This window comes from Nitratireductor pacificus pht-3B, assembly GCF_000300335.1.
In the GTDB taxonomy this organism is placed as follows: Bacteria; Pseudomonadota; Alphaproteobacteria; order Rhizobiales; family Rhizobiaceae; genus Nitratireductor; species Nitratireductor pacificus.
Genome location: NZ_AMRM01000002.1, coordinates 16,344 through 33,932 on the forward strand (window position 1 = coordinate 16,344; position 17,589 = coordinate 33,932).

18 protein-coding genes are annotated in these 17,589 nt (G+C 62.9%); 11 read left to right on the plus strand and 7 right to left on the minus strand.

Annotation, left to right across the window (positions count from 1 at the left end):
• The first annotated feature begins 6 nt into the window (after positions 1 to 6).
• The 7 genes from NA2_RS01585 to NA2_RS01615 all read left to right on the plus strand — a co-directional run bounded on the left by NA2_RS01585 (position 7) and on the right by NA2_RS01615 (position 5,976).
• Complete coding sequence (locus NA2_RS01585; protein ID WP_008593447.1) at positions 7 to 999, plus strand: TRAP transporter substrate-binding protein; 993 nt, start codon at positions 7 to 9, stop codon at positions 997 to 999.
• Positions 1,000 to 1,123: 124 nt separating this feature from the next.
• Entirely contained in the window at positions 1,124 to 1,558 is a 435-nt protein-coding gene (locus NA2_RS01590; protein ID WP_244423577.1) for a TRAP transporter small permease, read from the plus strand.
• Complete coding sequence (locus NA2_RS01595; protein WP_008593451.1) at positions 1,555 to 2,826, plus strand: TRAP transporter large permease; 1,272 nt, start codon at positions 1,555 to 1,557, stop codon at positions 2,824 to 2,826. The genes NA2_RS01590 and NA2_RS01595 overlap by 4 nt, the downstream gene beginning before the upstream one ends.
• A 34-nt stretch (positions 2,827 to 2,860) precedes the next feature.
• Positions 2,861 to 3,175, plus strand: a complete 315-nt coding sequence (locus NA2_RS01600) for a UxaA family hydrolase (RefSeq protein WP_202803222.1) — start codon at positions 2,861 to 2,863, stop codon at positions 3,173 to 3,175.
• Between the two features lies 1 nt (position 3,176).
• Positions 3,177 to 4,388 (plus strand): UxaA family hydrolase, encoded by a 1,212-nt coding sequence (locus tag NA2_RS01605; RefSeq protein WP_008593454.1) that lies wholly within the window; start codon positions 3,177 to 3,179, stop codon positions 4,386 to 4,388.
• Positions 4,385 to 5,200 (plus strand): sugar phosphate isomerase/epimerase family protein, encoded by an 816-nt coding sequence (locus tag NA2_RS01610; protein WP_008593455.1) that lies wholly within the window; start codon positions 4,385 to 4,387, stop codon positions 5,198 to 5,200. Before NA2_RS01605 ends, NA2_RS01610 begins: the two co-directional genes overlap by 4 nt.
• A gap of 23 nt (positions 5,201 to 5,223) precedes the next feature.
• Entirely contained in the window at positions 5,224 to 5,976 is a 753-nt protein-coding gene (locus NA2_RS01615; protein ID WP_008593456.1) for a fumarylacetoacetate hydrolase family protein, read from the plus strand.
• A gap of 81 nt (positions 5,977 to 6,057) precedes the next feature.
• Here NA2_RS01615 and NA2_RS01620 read toward each other — a convergent pair whose 3' ends face one another.
• The 7 genes from NA2_RS01620 to NA2_RS01650 form a co-directional block, all read right to left on the minus strand.
• Positions 6,058 to 7,329: a TRAP transporter large permease gene (locus tag NA2_RS01620; protein ID WP_008593457.1), complete on the minus strand. Its 1,272-nt coding sequence runs from the start codon at positions 7,327 to 7,329 to the stop codon at positions 6,058 to 6,060.
• Positions 7,326 to 7,850 (minus strand): TRAP transporter small permease, encoded by a 525-nt coding sequence (locus tag NA2_RS01625; RefSeq protein WP_008593458.1) that lies wholly within the window; start codon positions 7,848 to 7,850, stop codon positions 7,326 to 7,328. The genes NA2_RS01620 and NA2_RS01625 overlap by 4 nt, the downstream gene beginning before the upstream one ends.
• Before the next feature lie 62 nt (positions 7,851 to 7,912).
• Positions 7,913 to 8,917, minus strand: a complete 1,005-nt coding sequence (locus NA2_RS01630; RefSeq protein ID WP_008593459.1) for a TRAP transporter substrate-binding protein — start codon at positions 8,915 to 8,917, stop codon at positions 7,913 to 7,915.
• A gap of 258 nt (positions 8,918 to 9,175) precedes the next feature.
• On the minus strand, positions 9,176 to 10,639 hold the full coding sequence (locus tag NA2_RS01635) for an aldehyde dehydrogenase family protein (protein WP_008593460.1): 1,464 nt from the start codon (positions 10,637 to 10,639) through the stop codon (positions 9,176 to 9,178).
• Positions 10,636 to 11,751 (minus strand): o-succinylbenzoate synthase, encoded by a 1,116-nt coding sequence (menC, locus tag NA2_RS01640; protein ID WP_008593461.1) that lies wholly within the window; start codon positions 11,749 to 11,751, stop codon positions 10,636 to 10,638. Before menC ends, NA2_RS01635 begins: the two co-directional genes overlap by 4 nt.
• Complete coding sequence (gene uxuA, locus NA2_RS01645; protein WP_040676440.1) at positions 11,748 to 12,977, minus strand: mannonate dehydratase; 1,230 nt, start codon at positions 12,975 to 12,977, stop codon at positions 11,748 to 11,750. Before uxuA ends, menC begins: the two co-directional genes overlap by 4 nt.
• Complete coding sequence (locus NA2_RS01650; RefSeq protein ID WP_008593463.1) at positions 12,974 to 13,897, minus strand: dihydrodipicolinate synthase family protein; 924 nt, start codon at positions 13,895 to 13,897, stop codon at positions 12,974 to 12,976. The genes uxuA and NA2_RS01650 overlap by 4 nt, the downstream gene beginning before the upstream one ends.
• A gap of 136 nt (positions 13,898 to 14,033) precedes the next feature.
• On the opposite strand from NA2_RS01650, the gene NA2_RS01655 reads away from it, so the two are divergent.
• The 4 genes from NA2_RS01655 to NA2_RS01670 all read left to right on the plus strand — a co-directional run bounded on the left by NA2_RS01655 (position 14,034) and on the right by NA2_RS01670 (position 17,563).
• Complete coding sequence (locus NA2_RS01655; protein WP_008593464.1) at positions 14,034 to 14,999, plus strand: sialic acid TRAP transporter substrate-binding protein SiaP; 966 nt, start codon at positions 14,034 to 14,036, stop codon at positions 14,997 to 14,999.
• Positions 15,000 to 15,065: 66 nt separating this feature from the next.
• Positions 15,066 to 15,563 (plus strand): TRAP transporter small permease, encoded by a 498-nt coding sequence (locus NA2_RS01660; RefSeq protein ID WP_008593465.1) that lies wholly within the window; start codon positions 15,066 to 15,068, stop codon positions 15,561 to 15,563.
• Positions 15,560 to 16,837, plus strand: coding sequence for a TRAP transporter large permease (locus tag NA2_RS01665; RefSeq protein WP_008593466.1), 1,278 nt, complete (start codon positions 15,560 to 15,562; stop codon positions 16,835 to 16,837). The genes NA2_RS01660 and NA2_RS01665 overlap by 4 nt, the downstream gene beginning before the upstream one ends.
• A gap of 18 nt (positions 16,838 to 16,855) precedes the next feature.
• Positions 16,856 to 17,563 carry an FCD domain-containing protein gene (locus NA2_RS01670; protein WP_008593467.1) on the plus strand — a complete coding sequence of 236 codons (708 nt, stop codon included), beginning with the start codon at positions 16,856 to 16,858 and terminating at the stop codon, positions 17,561 to 17,563.
• Positions 17,564 to 17,589: the final 26 nt, after the last annotated feature.

The window sequence follows — 17,589 nt, forward strand, 5'->3', positions numbered from 1 at the left end:
GAGATCATGAACTACATTGCAAACACACGCGCCGCGCTTGCTGCAGCTTTGCTGGGCGCCGGGGCCATGCTGAACGCCGGGCTTGCCCAGGCGGAGACGACCCTGAAGGTCGGGCATGTTTTCGCCGCCGACCATCCCTGGCAGATCGCACTTGAAGGCCTGTCCAAGGACGTGGCAGAGGCGACCGGCGGCGAAGTCGTCATCCAGGTCTATCCGAGCTCGCAGCTCGGCGGCGACCGCGAGGTCGCGGAAGGTCTTCAGCTCGGCACGGTCGAGATGGGGCTCTTCGGCACCGGCGCGCTACAGGTGCTCGACAAGAGGCTCATCATCGAAGAGCTGCCCTATGCATGGCCGACGCGCGAGAAGGCCTATGCCGCTGTCGATGGCGAGCTCGGTGAGGCGCTGGCCGGGATCCTGGCTGCAAAGAACATCAACACGCTCAGCTGGTGGGAAAGCGGTTATCGCCACATCACCAACTCGGCCCGTCCGATTGAAACGCCCGAGGACCTGAAGGGCATCAAGTTGCGGGTGCCCGAGGCCGAACTGCGTCTCGACACCTTCCGCGAGCTCGGCGCACTGCCGACGCCGATGGCGTTCTCCGAGGTGTTCACCTCGCTGCAGCAGAAGGTCGTCGACGGACAGGAAAACCCGCTGGCCACGATCTACGCTTCGAAGTTCTACGAGGTGCAGCAGAACTTGGCGCTCTCCGGTCACATCTGGGGTTCGGCCATCCTGACCATCTCCAGCAAGGCCTGGGACAAGCTGACCGACGAGCAGAAGACCATCCTGCGCGACAAGGCCGAGATCTGGAAGGAGAAGGAGCGTGAGATGATCCGTGCGAGCGATGAGGAAGTGCTCGCCAAGCTCGAGGCGGCAGGCATGAAGGTGACGCGTCCTGACCCCGCGGCATTCCAGCAGATGGTTCAGCCCGTCTGGGACAAGTACGAGAGCGTCTTCGGCGAAGACCTTCTCGCAATCGTCCGCAAGTACTCGAACTAGTTGATCCATCTCGCGGGCCGGCAGCACGCCGGCCCGCGGCGACCGGGGTAATATCGCGATGGCGCAATTGTTGCTCACCGCCAGACAGCTTCTCGTCAAGCTTGTCCAATGGCTTCTCATGTTGATGCTGCTGGCGATGACCGGCGTAATGTTTGCCCAGATCATCTGGCGCTATCTCCTGCAGTCACCGCTGGTGTGGTCGGAGGAACTGGCGCTTCTGCTGATGGTCTGGATGACGTTCCTCGGCTCGGCGCTGATGCTGGAGCGCAAGGAGCATGTCGCGATCGACCTGCTGGTCGAATGGCTGCCGCCTGCCCTTAACCGGGCAACGCAGATTGTCGGCGCGCTCGTCGTCCTCGCCTTCAACCTGGCCTTGACCTACGGCGCCCTTCTGATCGTCGAAACCGCGAAGGAGTCCATTATGCCCGGCCTCAAGATATCCAGTGCCTGGCAGTATATGGGCGTGCTGATCGGCGGCGGCCTGCTGGTGCTTGTTTCCATCGAAGCCCTGTTGCGGGCGCTGCGCGGCGCTGCCGCGACGCAGGAGAAGCGTTCATGAGCATCGTCCTCTTCGTTCTTCTTCTCGGCCTGATCGCCATCAACGTCCCGATCGCCTTCGCAATCGGCTTTGCGTGCCTGACCTATCTTCTGGTCAAGGACATCAACCTGGCCCTGGTCGCGCAGCGGTCGGCGACCGGCATCTATTCCTATCCGTTCCTGGCGCTGCCGATGTTCGTTTTCGCCGGGGTGCTGATGGAGCATGGCGGCATTACGCAGCGCATGATGCGGCTCGCAAATGCCGTCATCGGCCACATCTCGGGCGGGTTGGCTGCCGTCACGGTTGCCGGCAGTGCGCTGTTCGGCGCGCTGTCCGGCTCGGCGATCGGCGATACCGCAGCGATCGGCTCGATCATGATCCCGGCCATGAAGGCCAAGCGCTACGCAGCCGGCTTCGCCGCGGCTCTCCAGGGTTGCAGCGGCGTGCTCGCCTCGCTTATCCCGCCGAGCCTGACCATGGTCATCCTCGGCGCGACCGGAAACATCTCCATTGCCGGCCTGCTGATCGGCGGGCTCGTTCCCGGCCTGCTGATGGCGCTGCTGCTGATCATCGTCTCGCTGCTCATCAGCCGCCGCCGCGGCTATGGCAAGGGCGAGCGCGCGACCTGGCGTGAGTTCGTCTCGGCGGTTTCGGACTCGGTCCTGCCCCTGCTCCTGCCGGTCATCATCCTCGGCGGCATACTGGGCGGCATCGTGACCGTTACCGAGGCCGCAGTGCTTGCAGTCGTCTACGCGTTCCTGCTGTCGGCTCTGATCTATCGCGAGGTCAAGCTGTCGGATCTCCCGGCGATCAGCATGCAGGTGTTGCGCATTGCGGTCCCGGTGCAGCTCATCGTCGCCATTTCGCACCTGTTCGTCTGGATCGTGGCGACCGAACAGATTCCCCAGCAGCTCACCGCATTCTTCGCCGCGGTTGCACCCGATCCGCTGACCTTCCTGATCCTGCTCAACTTTCTTCTCCTGCTGCTGGGCACGTTCATGGAAAGCAATGCGCTGATCATCATCCTGATCCCGATCCTCATGCCGGTGGTCAATCAGTACGGCATCGACCCGCTGCATTTCGGCGTGATGTTCGTGGTCAACCTGTGCATCGGTGCCAACACGCCTCCGCTGGGCGTCACGCTGATGACGGCCGCGAAGATCGCGGAAGTGCGGTTCGCCGAAGCGTCCCGCGCGGTCCTTCCGTTCCTCGCGGCGATGATTGTCGTGCTCATCCTGACAATTCTGTTCCCGAAACTGTCGACGTTCCTGCCGAGCCTCTTCCTCTAGGGCCAGGTCGCGCGAACCAACCAGGAGTTTGATGTTGGAAAAGACAGCCATCCAGATCAAGGAAAGCGACCATGTCGCTACCGCCACGGTCGAACTGTTGCCTGCCGAGACGGTGATCGTTTCGGGTATCGGCAACGGACGCCCGATGAAGGTCGAGGAGCGGATTCCGCGCGGGCACAAGATTGCGCTGCGCGATATCGCGGCCCAGGAGGAAATCCTGAAATATGGCGAGATTATCGGGGTTGCGACCCAGCCGATTTCCGCCGGCCATTGGGTACACGTTCACAATTGCCGGGGCGCCAAGGGCCGCCGGTTCGACGCAACCCCTGCGCAACAGCAAGGTGAATGACATGAAGTTCAAGGGCTATCGCCGCGCCGACGGCTCGATCGGCATCCGCAATCACATCCTGGTCATCCCGACGGTCTCCTGCGTCAACCGCGTTGCGCTCGATGTTGCTTCGAAGACCGGAGCCGTGACTTTCATGCATCCCTATGGCTGCACCTTCGACGCGGAAGAGAACACGACCACCGAGGACACGTTCATCGGTCACGGCCGGCACCAGAATGTCGGTGCTGTGCTGGTGGTGAGCCTTGGCTGCGAGACGGCCTCCGCCCGGCGCATCGCCGACGCCATCGCGCCGTCCGGCAAGCCGGTCGAGATGCTCGTCGTCCAGAAAGCGGGCGGGGCGCGCTCGACGCGTGACGCCGGCATCGAGATCGTGCGACGCCTGCAGGAGGAGATCGCCGGGGAACCCAGCGACGAGGGCGATGTCAGCGAACTGATCGTCGCGCTGGAATGCGGCTCCTCCGACGCGTTCTCGGGCCTTACGGCCAATCCCGCGGTCGGTGAGGCCGCTGACATTCTGGTCGGCGCCGGAGGCACTGTCGTGCTGTCAGAGATCACCGAGATGGTGGGTGCGGAGCGCGTCCTGTGGCGGCGCGGCAAGACCGACGAGATCAGGCAGGACCTGATGAAGCTGATCAAGGAATACGAGATCGAGCTGTCCATGACCACGCAGGACGACAGCGGCGTCTTCATTTCGCCCGGCAACATCGAGGGTGGCCTGACGACGATCGAGGAAAAGTCCCTCGGCTGCATCTACAAGGCCGGCACCCAGCCCATCGTGCAGATCGTCAAGTATGGAGAACGTCCGACCGAGAAGGGCGTGGTCATCATGGACACGCCCGGCTTCGACATCGCCTCGGTGACGGGGAAGGTCGCCGGCGGCGCGCACATGGTGCTCTTCACCACCGGCAAGGGCACGCCGACCGGTTCGTGCATTGCCCCGGTGCTCAAGATCAGCTCCAACAACGACACCTTCAAGGCGCTGCGCGAGGATATCGATCTCAGCGCCGGAGACGTGCTCGAGGGAACGAAGTCGCTCAAGCAGGTCGGCGAGGAGATCGTCGAGCTCGTGCTGGAGACCGCCAATGGCAAGCAGGCCAAGGCGGAGTATTTCAACATCCAGGAGTTCGCCATTCCGAATGTCAGCGTGGTGCGCAAGGAAGTGATCCACCAGAAGCTCGCCGAGCAGAACGACTTCCGGTTCCAGCAGCCATGAAGCTCGCCTACATGTATGCCACGCCCGACGTGGCGCCCGCGAGGGTCACGGCCATTCAGGGGCCGATCGGCGCGGCGATGAGCAGTATTGCCTGGGCGGGCTACGCAGGCGTCGAGCTTCTGGTCTGCAATCCCGGCCTGATCGACCGCCGGGCGCTTGCCGATGCGATCCAAGCCAATGGCCTCGACATGCCTGCCGTGTGCACCGGCGAGGTCTACGGTCAGGATGGCCTGTCGTTTGCCGATGCGGATCCGGCCCGGCGGCAGGAAGCGATCGACCGCATGAAGGCGTCGATGGACCTTGCCGCCGAATATGGCGCGATGGTCAATATCGGCCGGCTGCGCGGACGCTACACTGACGAGGTGGAGCCGCAGGAGACGCTGGACTGGATCGCCAGCGCTATCGAGCAATGTGCAATGGCATTCCCGGAAGTGCCGATCGTCCTCGAGCCGGTGAACCGCAATTACGCCAACTGCCTGCTCACCACGCGCCAAACCTGCGATTTCGTGCGCTCTCTGGCCGTATCGAGCCTCGGCGTCATGCTCGACACCGCGCATATCCTGACCGAGCAGGAGACTGTCGCCGACGCCATTCGCGAGGCGGGGGATCTGTTCTGGCATTTCCACATCACCGATTCGGAGCGGCTTCCGGTCGGCGATGGCGCGTATGACATCGAGACCGCGATGCGGGCGGTGATCGACAGCGGCTTCAACCGCTATGTCACCGTCGAGACCTTCCAGATTCCTGATGCCGCGCATTCAATCGCCGCCAGTTTCGAGGCGATGCGCCCCTATTTCCCAGACCGCGCATGACGCGGCACACAAGAGGTTAAATCATGAAAATCGTTCGCTTTTCCCATCAGGGCGCCGCATCCTATGGCCTGCTTGAAGGTGATGCCGTCGCCGTCCTCTCCAGGCCGCCTTTCGACGGCATCGAGAAGACAGGCGAGGTTCTGCCGCTGGACGCGGTCAGCCTGCTGGCGCCGGTGACGCCGAGCAAGCTCGTCTGCGTGGGGCTGAACTACACGCTGCATGCCGAGGAGTCCGGCGTGCCTGTGCCGGAAGAGCCAATGCTGTTCATGTGCGCGCCTTCCGCGATCATCGCCGACGGCGAGGAGATCCAGCTCGACAGCTCGACCGACCGTATCGATTTCGAGGCCGAGATCGGCATTGTCGTTGGCCGCAAGGCCCGCAATGTTGCCGCCGACGATGTGGCGGACTACATCTTCGGCTACACCTGCGCCAACGATGTATCGAACCGCGTTCTGCAGAAGAAGGACGGCCAGTTCACGCGCGCCAAATCCTTCGATACCTACAAGCCCGTGGGTCCCTGCATAGAGACCGATCTCGATCCGGACAATGTCGACATCAAGCTTTGGCAGAACGGCGAGCTGCGCCAGTCTTCCAACACCAATGACATGATCTTTTCGACCGCGCGGATCTTCGAATTCGTCTCCGGCATCATGACACTCGAGCCGGGAGACCTGATCATCACCGGCACCCCGTCCGGCGTCGGGCCGATGGCGTCGGGCGACGAGATCGTCATCGAGATTGAAAAGATCGGCCGGCTGCGCAGCGTTGTCGCCTGAGCCATCATTATCGGCTCGGTTCCCGAAAGCCTGATGTTGACGCCCCGCCATGAGCGGGGCGTTTTCGTTTTCCCCTGGGTCCTAACGCAGGAGCGCCGTCGGATAGAGCGCCAGCGCTGGAATATAGGTAATGGCCAGGAGCGCGATGATCAGCGCGATGAGGAACGGTCGGATCGCCCGCATGAACTGGCCAATGCTGGTGCCCGATATGCCGCAGGTCACATACATCAACACGCCCAGCGGCGGGGTCAGCTGGCCGATGACCAGGTTGATGATCATCACGATGCCGAAATGAACGGGATCGATGCCCAGCGTCTGGATCAGCGGCAGCAGGATCGGAACCAGGATGATGATCAGGACGAGTGTTTCCATGAAGGTGCCAAGCACGAGCAGGATGATGTTGATCAACAGCAGGATCAACATCGGATTGTCCGAGAAGCCGGTCAGAAGCGAAAGCAGTTGCTGCGGCGCCTGACCGATGGACAGGATCCAGCCGAACGGCGCGGCCGTGGCGGCGATGACGAGGATCGAGGACGTGTCGCGGGCGGCACTCGAGAAGACACGGGGCAGCTCCGTGATCCGCAAGGTCCGATAGACGACGAGGCCGACCAGAAAAGCGTATGCGGCGGCGATCGCTGCGACCTCGGTCGCCGTGAAGATGCCCATACGAAAGCCGACGATGATGATGACCGGCATCAGCAGCGCCCAGGAGGCTTCCAGAAGCGTTCGTCGAAGCTGGTACGCCGAAAATGGTGCGCCTCGACCGAAACCACGGCGGCGCGTGATGATCGCAACGGTTGCGACCAGCGCGGCCGCGATGACCAGCCCCGGCACGATGCCCGCGACGAACAGATCGCCGATCGACACATTGGCCTGCCATCCATAGATGACGAGCAGGATCGAGGGAGGAATGATCGGTGCAAGCACCGCGGCAGATGCGGTCAGCCCGACGCTGAAGCCCTTGTCATAACCATGCCTGATCATCTGCGGCACGAATACGCGCGTCGTCGCCGCGCAGTCGGCAAGCGACGAGCCGGAGATGCCCGACATGAAGACGTTGGTCAGCACGTTGACATAGGCCATGCCGCCGCGGATATGGCCGACCAGCGCGCCGGTCAATGCGAACAGACGCTCCGAGATGCCGGATGCGTTCATCAGGGTTCCAGCCAGGATGAACAACGGAATGGCAAGCAGCGGGAAGGACTGGACGCCGGCAGTCATCCGCTGCACGGCGATGGTCAGCGGAATCCCCTCGAGCCAGATCACGACGATGGCCGAGGCGGCGAGCGCATAGGCGGTTGGCACACCGACAAGCAGAAACAGCAGAAGCAGCAGGAGGAGGGAGACGATCATGCCACGTCTCCTTCGCTCGCCTGAGCCTCGATCGTGCTCATCAGAGCCTGGCGCGCCCCGCCGTCAAGGGAGTTGCGGATCACGTGCAAAGCGGCACACATGCTGGTGACGGGGAGCGCCAGCGTGTAGAAGCCGAAAGTGACATCCATCATCGGTGTACGGTCGCCCCAGGTTGTCCGCACATACTTTAGGCCATAGTAAATCGTTACCAGGAAAACGGCGAGGCAGACCAGGATTGCCAACACGGAAGCTGCCAGTTCGTAGCGCGGGGGCAGGACGCGCAGCACCATGTCGATACGGATGTGCTGGTGGGTCGAAAGCGCGGAACTCGCGCCGATGAAGACCATCCAGGTAAACAGCATCGTTAACAGTTCTTCCGTCCAGGTAAGCGGCGAACCGAGCACATAGCGGAAGAAGACGGTGGCGGTCAGGATGACGAAAATGGTGGCCAGTAGCAGCCACAGCGCATGATCTTCGACTTCCCTGACACGGTCATCCAGCCACAGAGTGTACGTTTTCAACCTGACCTCCCCGATGGAAAACGAACGCCGGACCGCGTCAGCGGTCCGGCGCCGAGCGCGGCTTACTGCCCGCGGGTCGCTTTGATATTTTCGCGAACGGTCGCAATGCGGTCCTCGCCCCACCGTTCGGCGAGAGCTGCGAAGACGGCTTCCGTCGTGACGTCGGCGAAGGCCACCCTGTCGGGGTCATCGATGACGGTGATCTCGGCCGATGCGGCAATCTCCTTGAGCATGTTTTCTTCCGCCCGCTGCTGAAGGAGCGTCATCTTCGCCGAGGCCGCGCCCACTTCCTCGAGAATGATCCGCTGGTGGCGCGGATCGAGGCGCGCCATCGAATCCTTGTTCATCAGGATCAGGTTGTTCTGGAGCATGTGACGCGACATAACGATATAGTTCTGAACTTCGTAGAACTTCCGGGCATAGATGGTCGGAATGGGATTTTCCTGCCCATCGACCGTACCCTGCTGCAGTGCCGTATAGACATCGCTGAAGGGTATCGGCGTCGGTGCAGCACCGATGCCGCGGATCATCTCCACCCAGACCGGCGATTCCGGAACCCTGATCTTCAGGCCCGCCATATCCTGCGGAGTGCGCACGGGCTTTTCCGACAGCGTGAAGTTCCGCCAGCCCCAGTACCAGATTTTGGTCAGCGGGATGATGTTATGCTTCTCTTCCAGTTCATCGAAAGCCGGCTGCATGGCCGCGCCGGAAATCACGGCCTCGGCCTCAAGCCAGTTTTCCCAGAGAAACGGGGCACTCGGAATTTCCATTGCCGGCACCAGTGTACTGGTGGCGGCCATCGAAGCGGCAGTCATGTCGAGCACGCCATCGCGGAGCTGCTGCACCATCTCCGTTTCCTTGCCGAGCTGCTCCCCCGGAAAAACCTGGATAGTGACCTCGCCATCCGTGCGCTCGGCGATCCGGGTGACGAATTCGTCATAGAGTTTGGTCGACATCTCGCCTGCGACATTCGGATGGCCGAAGCGAAGCACGGTTTCCGCCTGAGCCGCGGTCGCCATCAGCAACGCCGTTGCAACACAGGCGCGGAGCATTTTTTTCCAGATCATCTACACCTCCCGATTCAATAATTCTCCCAAAGTCGGGTCGGCAGGGACCTCCGTACCCAGCCGACCCTCTCCGATCCTATGCAGTGGCTGCCCCAAATCCATTGACCAGAGGGCCGAAAGAGTGGGGTGGTTTTTATGCCCGAGATACAAGAGCCTCATGTCTTCGGGTCCGAAAGGGAGAAGTTGCGCCGTGGAAGAACCGCCTTGCCTCAACACGAAGATGCCCCGGCCCGCCTCAGGCCAGGTAGCCAGGAAGTATCACGACGACTGCAGGATCACCGTGCGCAGATCGCTCAGCGCGTCGATGGTCACTGAACCGCCGAGCCGTCCGACCCCGCTGGATTTGCCGCTTGCGCCCCCAAACGGAATATGGGGCTCCCAGAAGATGCTCGCATCGTTGATGTTGACGATCCCGGTTTGCAGGGCGGACGAGAAATACTCGGCGCGCTTGAGGCTCCCGGTATAGACCGCCGCGCACAGTCCGTAACGACTGTCGTTCGCGGCTTGCAGGATCGCGTCGTCGTCGTCAAACGACAGGATCGGTATGACCGGGCCGAAAGTCTCCTCGCGGTTGAGCAGGCTCCCGGTATCGAGACCGGTCACCACGGTCGGTTCGAAATAGTGAAGGTCGGCATTGCGCCGATCCCGGCTGCCGCCGCGCAGGATCTCGGCGCCACGGCTCCGGGCATCCGTCATATGCGCTTCGATTTTCTCCAGCACGGCCGCGTTGTTGAGCGGCCCCATCGTCGTTGCAGGATCGAGCGGATGACCGAGGCGCACCCGGTCGGTTGCCGCGAGCACCTTCTCGACGAAACGGTCATGCACGGATCGGTGAACCAGAACCCGCTCGGAAGCCGAGCAGATCTGCCCGGCGTTCAGATAGGCGCCGAGTGCTGCCCCCGCCGCTGCGCTGTCGAGATCGGCGTCGTCGAGAACGATCACCGGTCCATTGCCGCCCAGTTCGAGAAGCTGGCTCTTTCCGGCGGCAGCACGCGCCACCTTCAGCCCGGTCTCTGGGCTTCCGGTAAAGCAGATCGCATCGATGCGGGGATCTTCGGAAAGCGCGGCGCCGGCCTCGGCGCCGTTTCCGATGACGAGGTTCAGCGCGCCGCGCGGCAGGTCTGCTTCAACGAGGACTTCCATGAAGACTGCGGCGCAGAGCGCGGTCGTCGGGGCAGGCACCCAGACCACGGCATTGCCGGCTGCGAGAGCGGCGGAGATGTATTCGGTGGGGATGTTCACCGGAAAGTTCCAAGGCGTGATAACCCCGACGACGCCCTTGGGCACGGCGGAAACGGTCACGCGCTTGCCGGGAGTCGCGGCGCTGGGCATGCGTCCTTCCTGCCATCGCACAAGTTCGCCGGCATGACGGAAACCTTCGGCTGCGAGGTCCGTCTCGGCCAGCGCCTCGGCGAGGGGTTTGCCCTGGTCCCAGGAAACCGCCTCAGCGATCCTTCCCCGAGCGTTGTGGATCGCCTCGCCGATCCGCTGGCAGAGCGCGGCACGGTCCCAAACGCCGAGCTTCGCCATGCGTGCAGCACCCGCCCGCGCGGCATCGAGTGCCGCGCTCACCTCCGCCTTGCCGGAGCCGGGCACGGTGCAGAGAAGCCGACCGTCGGCGGGCGCAATGGCCTTGAGAGGCGCGCGGTCGCATGCACGCCATGCGCCGTCGATGAAGTTTCCCGCCACGCGGTAGGAGGGCGGCGTGAAGGCGGTGGTCATGGACGGGTCTCCAGCGTGCAGCTTTCCACGGTCACGGCGTCGAGCCGTGCGATATCCGGAATGGGTGCTTCACCCGCGCCGGCGGGCATGAAGCGGCAGCCTTCCGAAAAGCGCAGGGGCACCGTGATGTCGCTGTCATAGTGTGCGGCGGTGGGGAACAGGTCGCCCGGATAGGCGAAGTTGGGCAGGCTCGCCAGCGCGATCAGGGCCGACATGCCGACACCGCTTTCCAGCATCGATCCGACCCAGCAGGGGATCCCCGCATCCCGCGCCATATCGTGAAGGCGAACCGCCGTGGCGATGCCGCCAGTGCGGCCGATCTTGATGTTCAGCATGCGGCAGGCGCGAAGCGCCAGCGCCTGCTCGAAATCGTGAACGCTGGTCACGGATTCGTCGAGGCAGACCGGCGTCCCGATCCGCTCTTGAAGCCAGGCATGGTCGATCAGATCGCGGGTACCGAATGGCTGCTCGATCATGGCGAGCCCGAATCCGTCGAGTTCGCGCATCAGCGCAAGGTCGTCGCGTCCGTAGCCCGCATTGCAGTCGACATGGAATGTCTGCCGCGGAAAAGTTTCGCAGACGGTCCGGACGACGTCCCGGTCCCAACCGGGCCGGATCTTGAGTTTGATGCGGCTGAACCCGTCATCGGTGGCTTGTCCCACCTTGTCCAGGAGCATATCCAGGCTGTCCTGCACTCCGAAATCGGCGCCGGCCTCGACTGGCTGTTCCTTTCCGCCGAGCAGGGCGGCAAGCGAGATGTTCCGTGCTTGCGCGAACAGGTTCCAGACCGCCATTTCGAGCGCGGACTTGGCGAAGGGATTGCCGCGGAACAGATCGAAGAGGGGACCGGCTTCCGCGGGATGTTCGAGGCGTGCGCCCAGAAGCCTGGGCGCCAGGAAGTCACGGGTCACGTGGAAGCAGGTTCCCGCGGTTTCCGGTGAGTATGTCGGCGCATGGAGAGGGGCTGCCTCGCCCCAGCCGGAATGTTCGCCGGCGCGCACCTCCACGATGATCCCGTCGATCGAGGGATCTTCTCCATAGGCCGTCCGCCAGGGATAGCGGAGAGGCCGGGCGACGCGGTGGATGCGGACGGTATCGATGCGGAGTGTCATGCAGCGTCACCCCGCATCCGCTCGATGGCATGGAGCATGCCGCGCAGTTCCGCTGTCGCCTTGGTCATCCCGATGGGCGCATAGCCAGGATTGCCGTCCTGGACGTCGAGATCGCCGAGAATGTGCTGCCCATGGTCGGCGCGGAAAGGAATGTCGCAGCGCAGCGCGCCCTCTCCGGCGCCACGCCTTGCATGTTCCTCATCGACCAGCAGCCGCGCGAGTGCGAAGAGATCGGCCTTGTCGCTCAGATGCTCGGCTTCCTGGAAGCTCCAGCCGGCCTCCGCGTGGTCTTCGAGATGCTCGACGGCGCGAAGATGCGCATAGTGCACGCGGCCGCGCAGGACCGAAGCGATCTTCACAAGATCGTTCTTTGGCGAGGCGCCGAGCGCGCCGGAGCAGAACAGGATGCCGTTCGTGGCCGACGGCACCGCGTCGAACAGCGACTGATAGTCCTCGAGGCAGGACATGATCCTGGGAAGGCCGCAGATTTGCCATGGCGGATCGTCCGGATGGACGCCCAGCAAGCCTCCCTCGGTTTCAAGAACGTCGCAGACGGCGCCGATGAAATCATAGAGATGCGCGCGATACTCCGCGCGGCCGAGCCGGTTGTAGTCGGCAAGAAGGGCGCCGAACGCGGACCGGTCATGCCGGCTGTCGCCGCCAGGCAGGCTTGTGGTGAGCATCGACTTCAGTTCGGTGCGACGGGCGTCGTCCATCGTGTCGTAGCGGTCTTTCGCGGCGGCGAGCACGCGGGGGGAATAGTCGGCCTCGGCGGCGGCCCGGCGGATCAGGAACAGATCGAAGACGGTCACGTCGAGCGCGTCATAGGCGACCGTTTCTGCGCCGGTGGGGAGAGGGCGGGTCAACTCTGTGCGCGCCCAGTCGATCAGGGGCATGGCGTTGATCAGGATGCGCCGCACGCCTTGCCCGCAAAGCCGGCGCACGTTTTCCTGCATCGTCCCGATGTAGCGCCTGGCGTCGCCGCGCCCGAGCTTGATGTCATCGTGTATCGGGATGCCGCCAAGCACCTCCCAGCGAAGCGTCTGGCCCTCGGCGTTCCGGTGCGCTTCCACCATCTGCCGTCGCTCGGCGATCAGCGCATCCGTCCACGTGGCGCCGGCGGGTAAATCGCTCAACGAGGTTTCGAGCATAACCGCGCCGGTTTGACCCACCCGCGAAAGCGGCATTGGATCCGAGGGGCCGAACCATCTCCAGCTCGACCTCATGCGGCGGCATCCTTGTGCGCCGCCAGCGCCGCATCGAGGGCCTCGCGGGCCCGTGCAAGCTTTGCATCGGTCGCTGCATGCTCGGAGGCGGGGACGTCATGAACGGCGCGTCCCATCCGGAAGCCCCGCATCGCAACAGCCTCGCGGAAGGCAATGGGCACCTGGACTGCGTAGAGCGCCTGGATCAGCTCCATGAGCGACATCTGCAACGTGTTGGCCTCCGCCAGCTTGCCGGCGCGGTACAGGTCGCGGATGCGCACCATGATCTCGGGCACCACGGCGTTGATGGCGCTCATCGAGCCCGAACCGCCGACCGCCAGGCTGGCGTAAAGCAGTTCCTCGCGGCCGGTCATCAGGCCGATCCGGCGGCCGGTGGCGCGGATCCTGTCGAGAAAGTGGAGATAATCCACCATCGACCCGCTCGAATCCTTGAGGCCCGCCACGGCGGGGTGCTGCGCAAGTTCGCCGAAGAGCTCCGGCGTGAGCGGCTGGGCATAGGCAGGAATATTGTACAGCACGATCGGCAGGCCGGCGCCCTCGATCACGTCGCGGAAATACTGGCGCAGATAGGCTGGCTCAAACCGATAGTAGATGGGTGGTGGCGCGACGATGCCGTTGCAGCCTGCGTCCCGGGCAATCCTGGCGATGGCCAGGGCGTCCCTGGAGTTTGCCGCAATCGCGCCCGGCAGGACCTGCGTCCGCCCGGCGGCGCGCGAGGCGACCCGGTTGATCAGCGCTTCCTTCTGCGACAGATCGAGATGCAGGGCCTCGCCGGCCGAACCGCAGGGAAAGATCCCGTCGACCCCGGCGTCGCAATAGAAGTCGACAAGCGCGTCGACCGTATCGAGGTCGACGCGGCCACCGCCGTCAAACGGCGTGAGCATGACGACGAAGACGCCAGAGAAATCCAGTTTCTTCATATGGTTACTCCGCAATGGATAGGCATTTTTCTGCATGGATCTGCAGGATTGACGATTTGGCATACGTAGTATACCAATGCTTTCGACATAGCAAGAGCGCTCGTCGCGTGCTCCAATCCAACCAAGGGGGAAGTTCATGTTGAAACTGACTTGTCTGACCGTTGCCGCGCTCGCCTTCACGGCGGCGGCGTCAAATGCCGAAACGCTGCGGTTCGGCCATGCCTACGAGACGTCCGAGGCATTCCATGTCCGCTCCCTGGAGGCGGCGGAAGAAATCAAGGAACGCACGGGCGGACGCTACGAGATCGAGATATTCCCGGCCTCTCAGCTCGGCAGCCAGGCCGAGATGAACGAGAGCATCAATCTCGGAACACTCGACATGGGCTATGTCAGTCCCGGCCTCATGGCCGAAATCCATGCGCCCATCCAGTTGCACCTCGCCCCGTTCATCTGGCGCGACATGGATCATTTCAACGCATATCCGGGTAGTGATATCTACAAGGACATCACGGCCGGCTACGAAGCTGCCAGCGGCAACAAGATCCTCGGCCTGACCTATTATGGCCAGCGCCACGTGTCTTCCAACAAGGCGATCGAGAAGCCCGAAGACATGCGCGGCCTCAAGCTTCGCATTCCGCCGGTTCCGCTGTTGACCATGTTCGCCGACTCCGTAGGGGCCAATGCCACTCCGATCGCCTTCGCGGAAGTCTATCTGGCGCTTCAGCAGGGCACCGTCGATGCGCAGGAGAATCCGCTGCCGACGATCAAGGCCAAGAAGTTCCATGAGGTTCAGAGCCATATCGCCCTCACCGGACACCTTACCGATGGCTTCTTCACCGTCGTGAACGGCGATGTCTGGTCGCGCATGAGCGACGAGGACAAGGCCGTTTTCCAGGATGCCTGGACCAAGGCCGCCAGCAATGCCTCCGCCGACATCGTCGCCCAGGAGGCTGAACTCGTCCAATGGTTCCGTGATCAGGGCGTTACCGTGACCGAGCCTGACCGGGCCGCTTTCGCCGCGCTGGTCGAGCCGAAATGGACCGAAGGAAATGTCGGCTGGACCACCGAGCAGGTGGAAGCCATCCGCGCGCTGGGCAAGTAAGCTGCAACGCATAGCGCGCCCGCCGTTCGATTGGAGTGGCGGGCGCGATCAAGCTGGAGGTGGCCCGTGCTCCCACGCATCTATCGTCTGCTCGGCAGCGCCGAGAATAGCGCTGCGATCCTGTTGATCAGCGCCCTCGCACTGGTCGTTTTCCTCCAGTTCTTCACTCGCTACGTACTGAACGCCTCGTTCGGCTGGACCGAGGAGGTCGCCCGCTATCTCATGATCGCGACGTCTTTCCTTGGCGCGGCGATCTCGGTGCGGCACGGAACCCAGCTTCGGATCGAACTCTTCGAGAAATGGTTCGGCCGCAATGCCGCGAACTGGGCGGAGCGCTATGTCATCCTCCCGGTGAACATCGCCACCTTCTCCTGGATCACGTTTTACGGTTGGGAACTGGCTTCGCGCACGCGGCGATCGATGACGATGGTCGACCTGCCGCTGACCACACTCTACTGGCCCGTCGTAGGCTTTTTCGCACTCATGGTTCTGCACAGCGTGGTGCATGTGTTCACCGGCACGCCGCGCCCCGATTTTTCCGCTGAGGAAGGTGCTTCCCGATGACCGTCCTTCTGTTTGTCCTGCTGTTCGCTGGTCTGTTTCTGGGACTGCCGGTCGGCGTCGCCCTGCTGGGGTCGTCGATCCTGTTCTTCGTTGTCGAGGGCCTGCCCGAACTGACCGTCCTGCAACGCATGATCGGTGGGCTGGACAGCTTTCCGGTGCTCGCGGTCCCGTTCTTCATTCTCGCCGGCTCGCTGATGAACGCCGTCTCCGTCACGGATCGCATCTTTGACTTCGCGCTGGCCTGCGTCGGCTGGCTGCGCGGCGGTCTGGGGCATGTGAACGTCGCGGCCAGTGTCATCTTCTCCGGCATGTCGGGGGCCGCCGTCGCGGATGCGGGCGGCATGGGCAGTATCGAGATCAAGGCCATGCGCGACGCGGGCTATGACGATCGCTTCGCCATCGGCATCACCGCCGCAAGCTCGGTGATCGGCCCGCTGATCCCGCCCTCGCTGCCGATGATTTTTTATGGCGTGGTGGCTTCCGAATCGATAGGCCGCCTCTTCATGGCCGGTGTCGTTCCCGGATTGCTGACGGCGCTGATGCTCTCGCTCATGGTCGTGGTGATTTCCAAGCGGCGGGGCTATGGGCGGGACCGCTCCTTCGCCTGGATCGCCCTTGTCCACAGCTTCCGCCGTGCCTTCCTCTCGCTGTTGACGCCGGTGATCATCATCGGGGGCATCGTGAGCGGCATGGTGACCCCGACCGAAGCGGCCATCGCGGCGGTGTTCTACACGCTGTTCCTGGGACTTGTGGTCTACCGGAACCTGACCATGAAGAAGCTGGCGTCCGTCATGCTGGAAACGGTCGAGGCGACCGGTTCGGTCATGTTCGTCGTCGCGTCGGCCACCGTCTTCGCCTGGATTCTCACGGCGAACCATCTCACCGAGCAACTCGCGGGCCTGCTTCTCTCGATCGCCGACAACAAGATCGCGATATTGCTGATCATCAACCTGATCCTGCTCATTGTCGGGTGTTTCCTCGAAACCATCGCCGCGATCACCATCCTTGTTCCGGTGCTCCTGCCCATCGCGGTGCAGTTCGGCGTTTCGCCCGAACATTTCGGCGTGATCGTCGTGTTCAACCTGATGATCGGCCTGTTGACACCGCCCATCGGAATGGTGCTGTTTGTTCTCAGCCGGGTCGCGCAGGTGCCTTTCGAACGCGCGGTCGCGGGCACGATTCCATTCTTCATTCCACTGTTTATTGTGCTTGCTGTCATCACTTTCGTTCCCGCGGTTTCAACATGGCTACCGGGAGTGATATACGGCCCCTGACAGGGCGGAGCAGAGACGTTGGAATTCAAGCAGGACGAAGTAAGGGCTGAACGGCTTTACGAGCAGGTCGAGCGCATTCTCGCCAAGGAGATCGTTGGCGGGAAGTATGACGAAGCCGGTTACCTCCCCTCCGAGCGAAACCTGATGGAGCGCTTCGGCGTTGGTCGTCCGGCAATTCGCGAGGCGCTCTTTTCGCTTGAGCGGCGCGGTCTGGCCACCCGTCATCAGGGCAAGAGGGTGAGGCCGCTCAAGCCGGGTTTCGAGACGGTCATCCAGCAACTCGACCTCGTGGTCGAGAGCAGTTTGCGGGAGCGGGCCAACCTGCGGCACCTGATGGAACTGAGGCGTTTCGTCGAAAGCAGCCTGGCCGAAAAGGCGGCGCAAACAGCCACCAAGGCTGAGATTGCCAAATTGTGGGCCATACTCGAAGAAACCCGGAAGAGCATCCACGACCAGGAGCGCTTCTGGCAGGCCGATATCGCATTCCACGAAGCCCTGGCGGAAATTTCCAACAACCCGATCCTTCCCGAGATCGTCAAGGCGATCGCCCGCTGGCTCATCGGCGAGCGCCGGATCACGTTGCCGGACGTGGAGCGGAACAAGAAGGTCTGCGATCACCATGAGGCGATCATCACGGCCATCGAGGCCGGTGATGGCCCGGCCGCGTCGCAGGCGATGAGCCGGCATTTTCGCGACACCGAGCAGGTCCTGGGCCTTTCCACCTAGGCGCCGTCTCAACCGGTTGTTTTCGT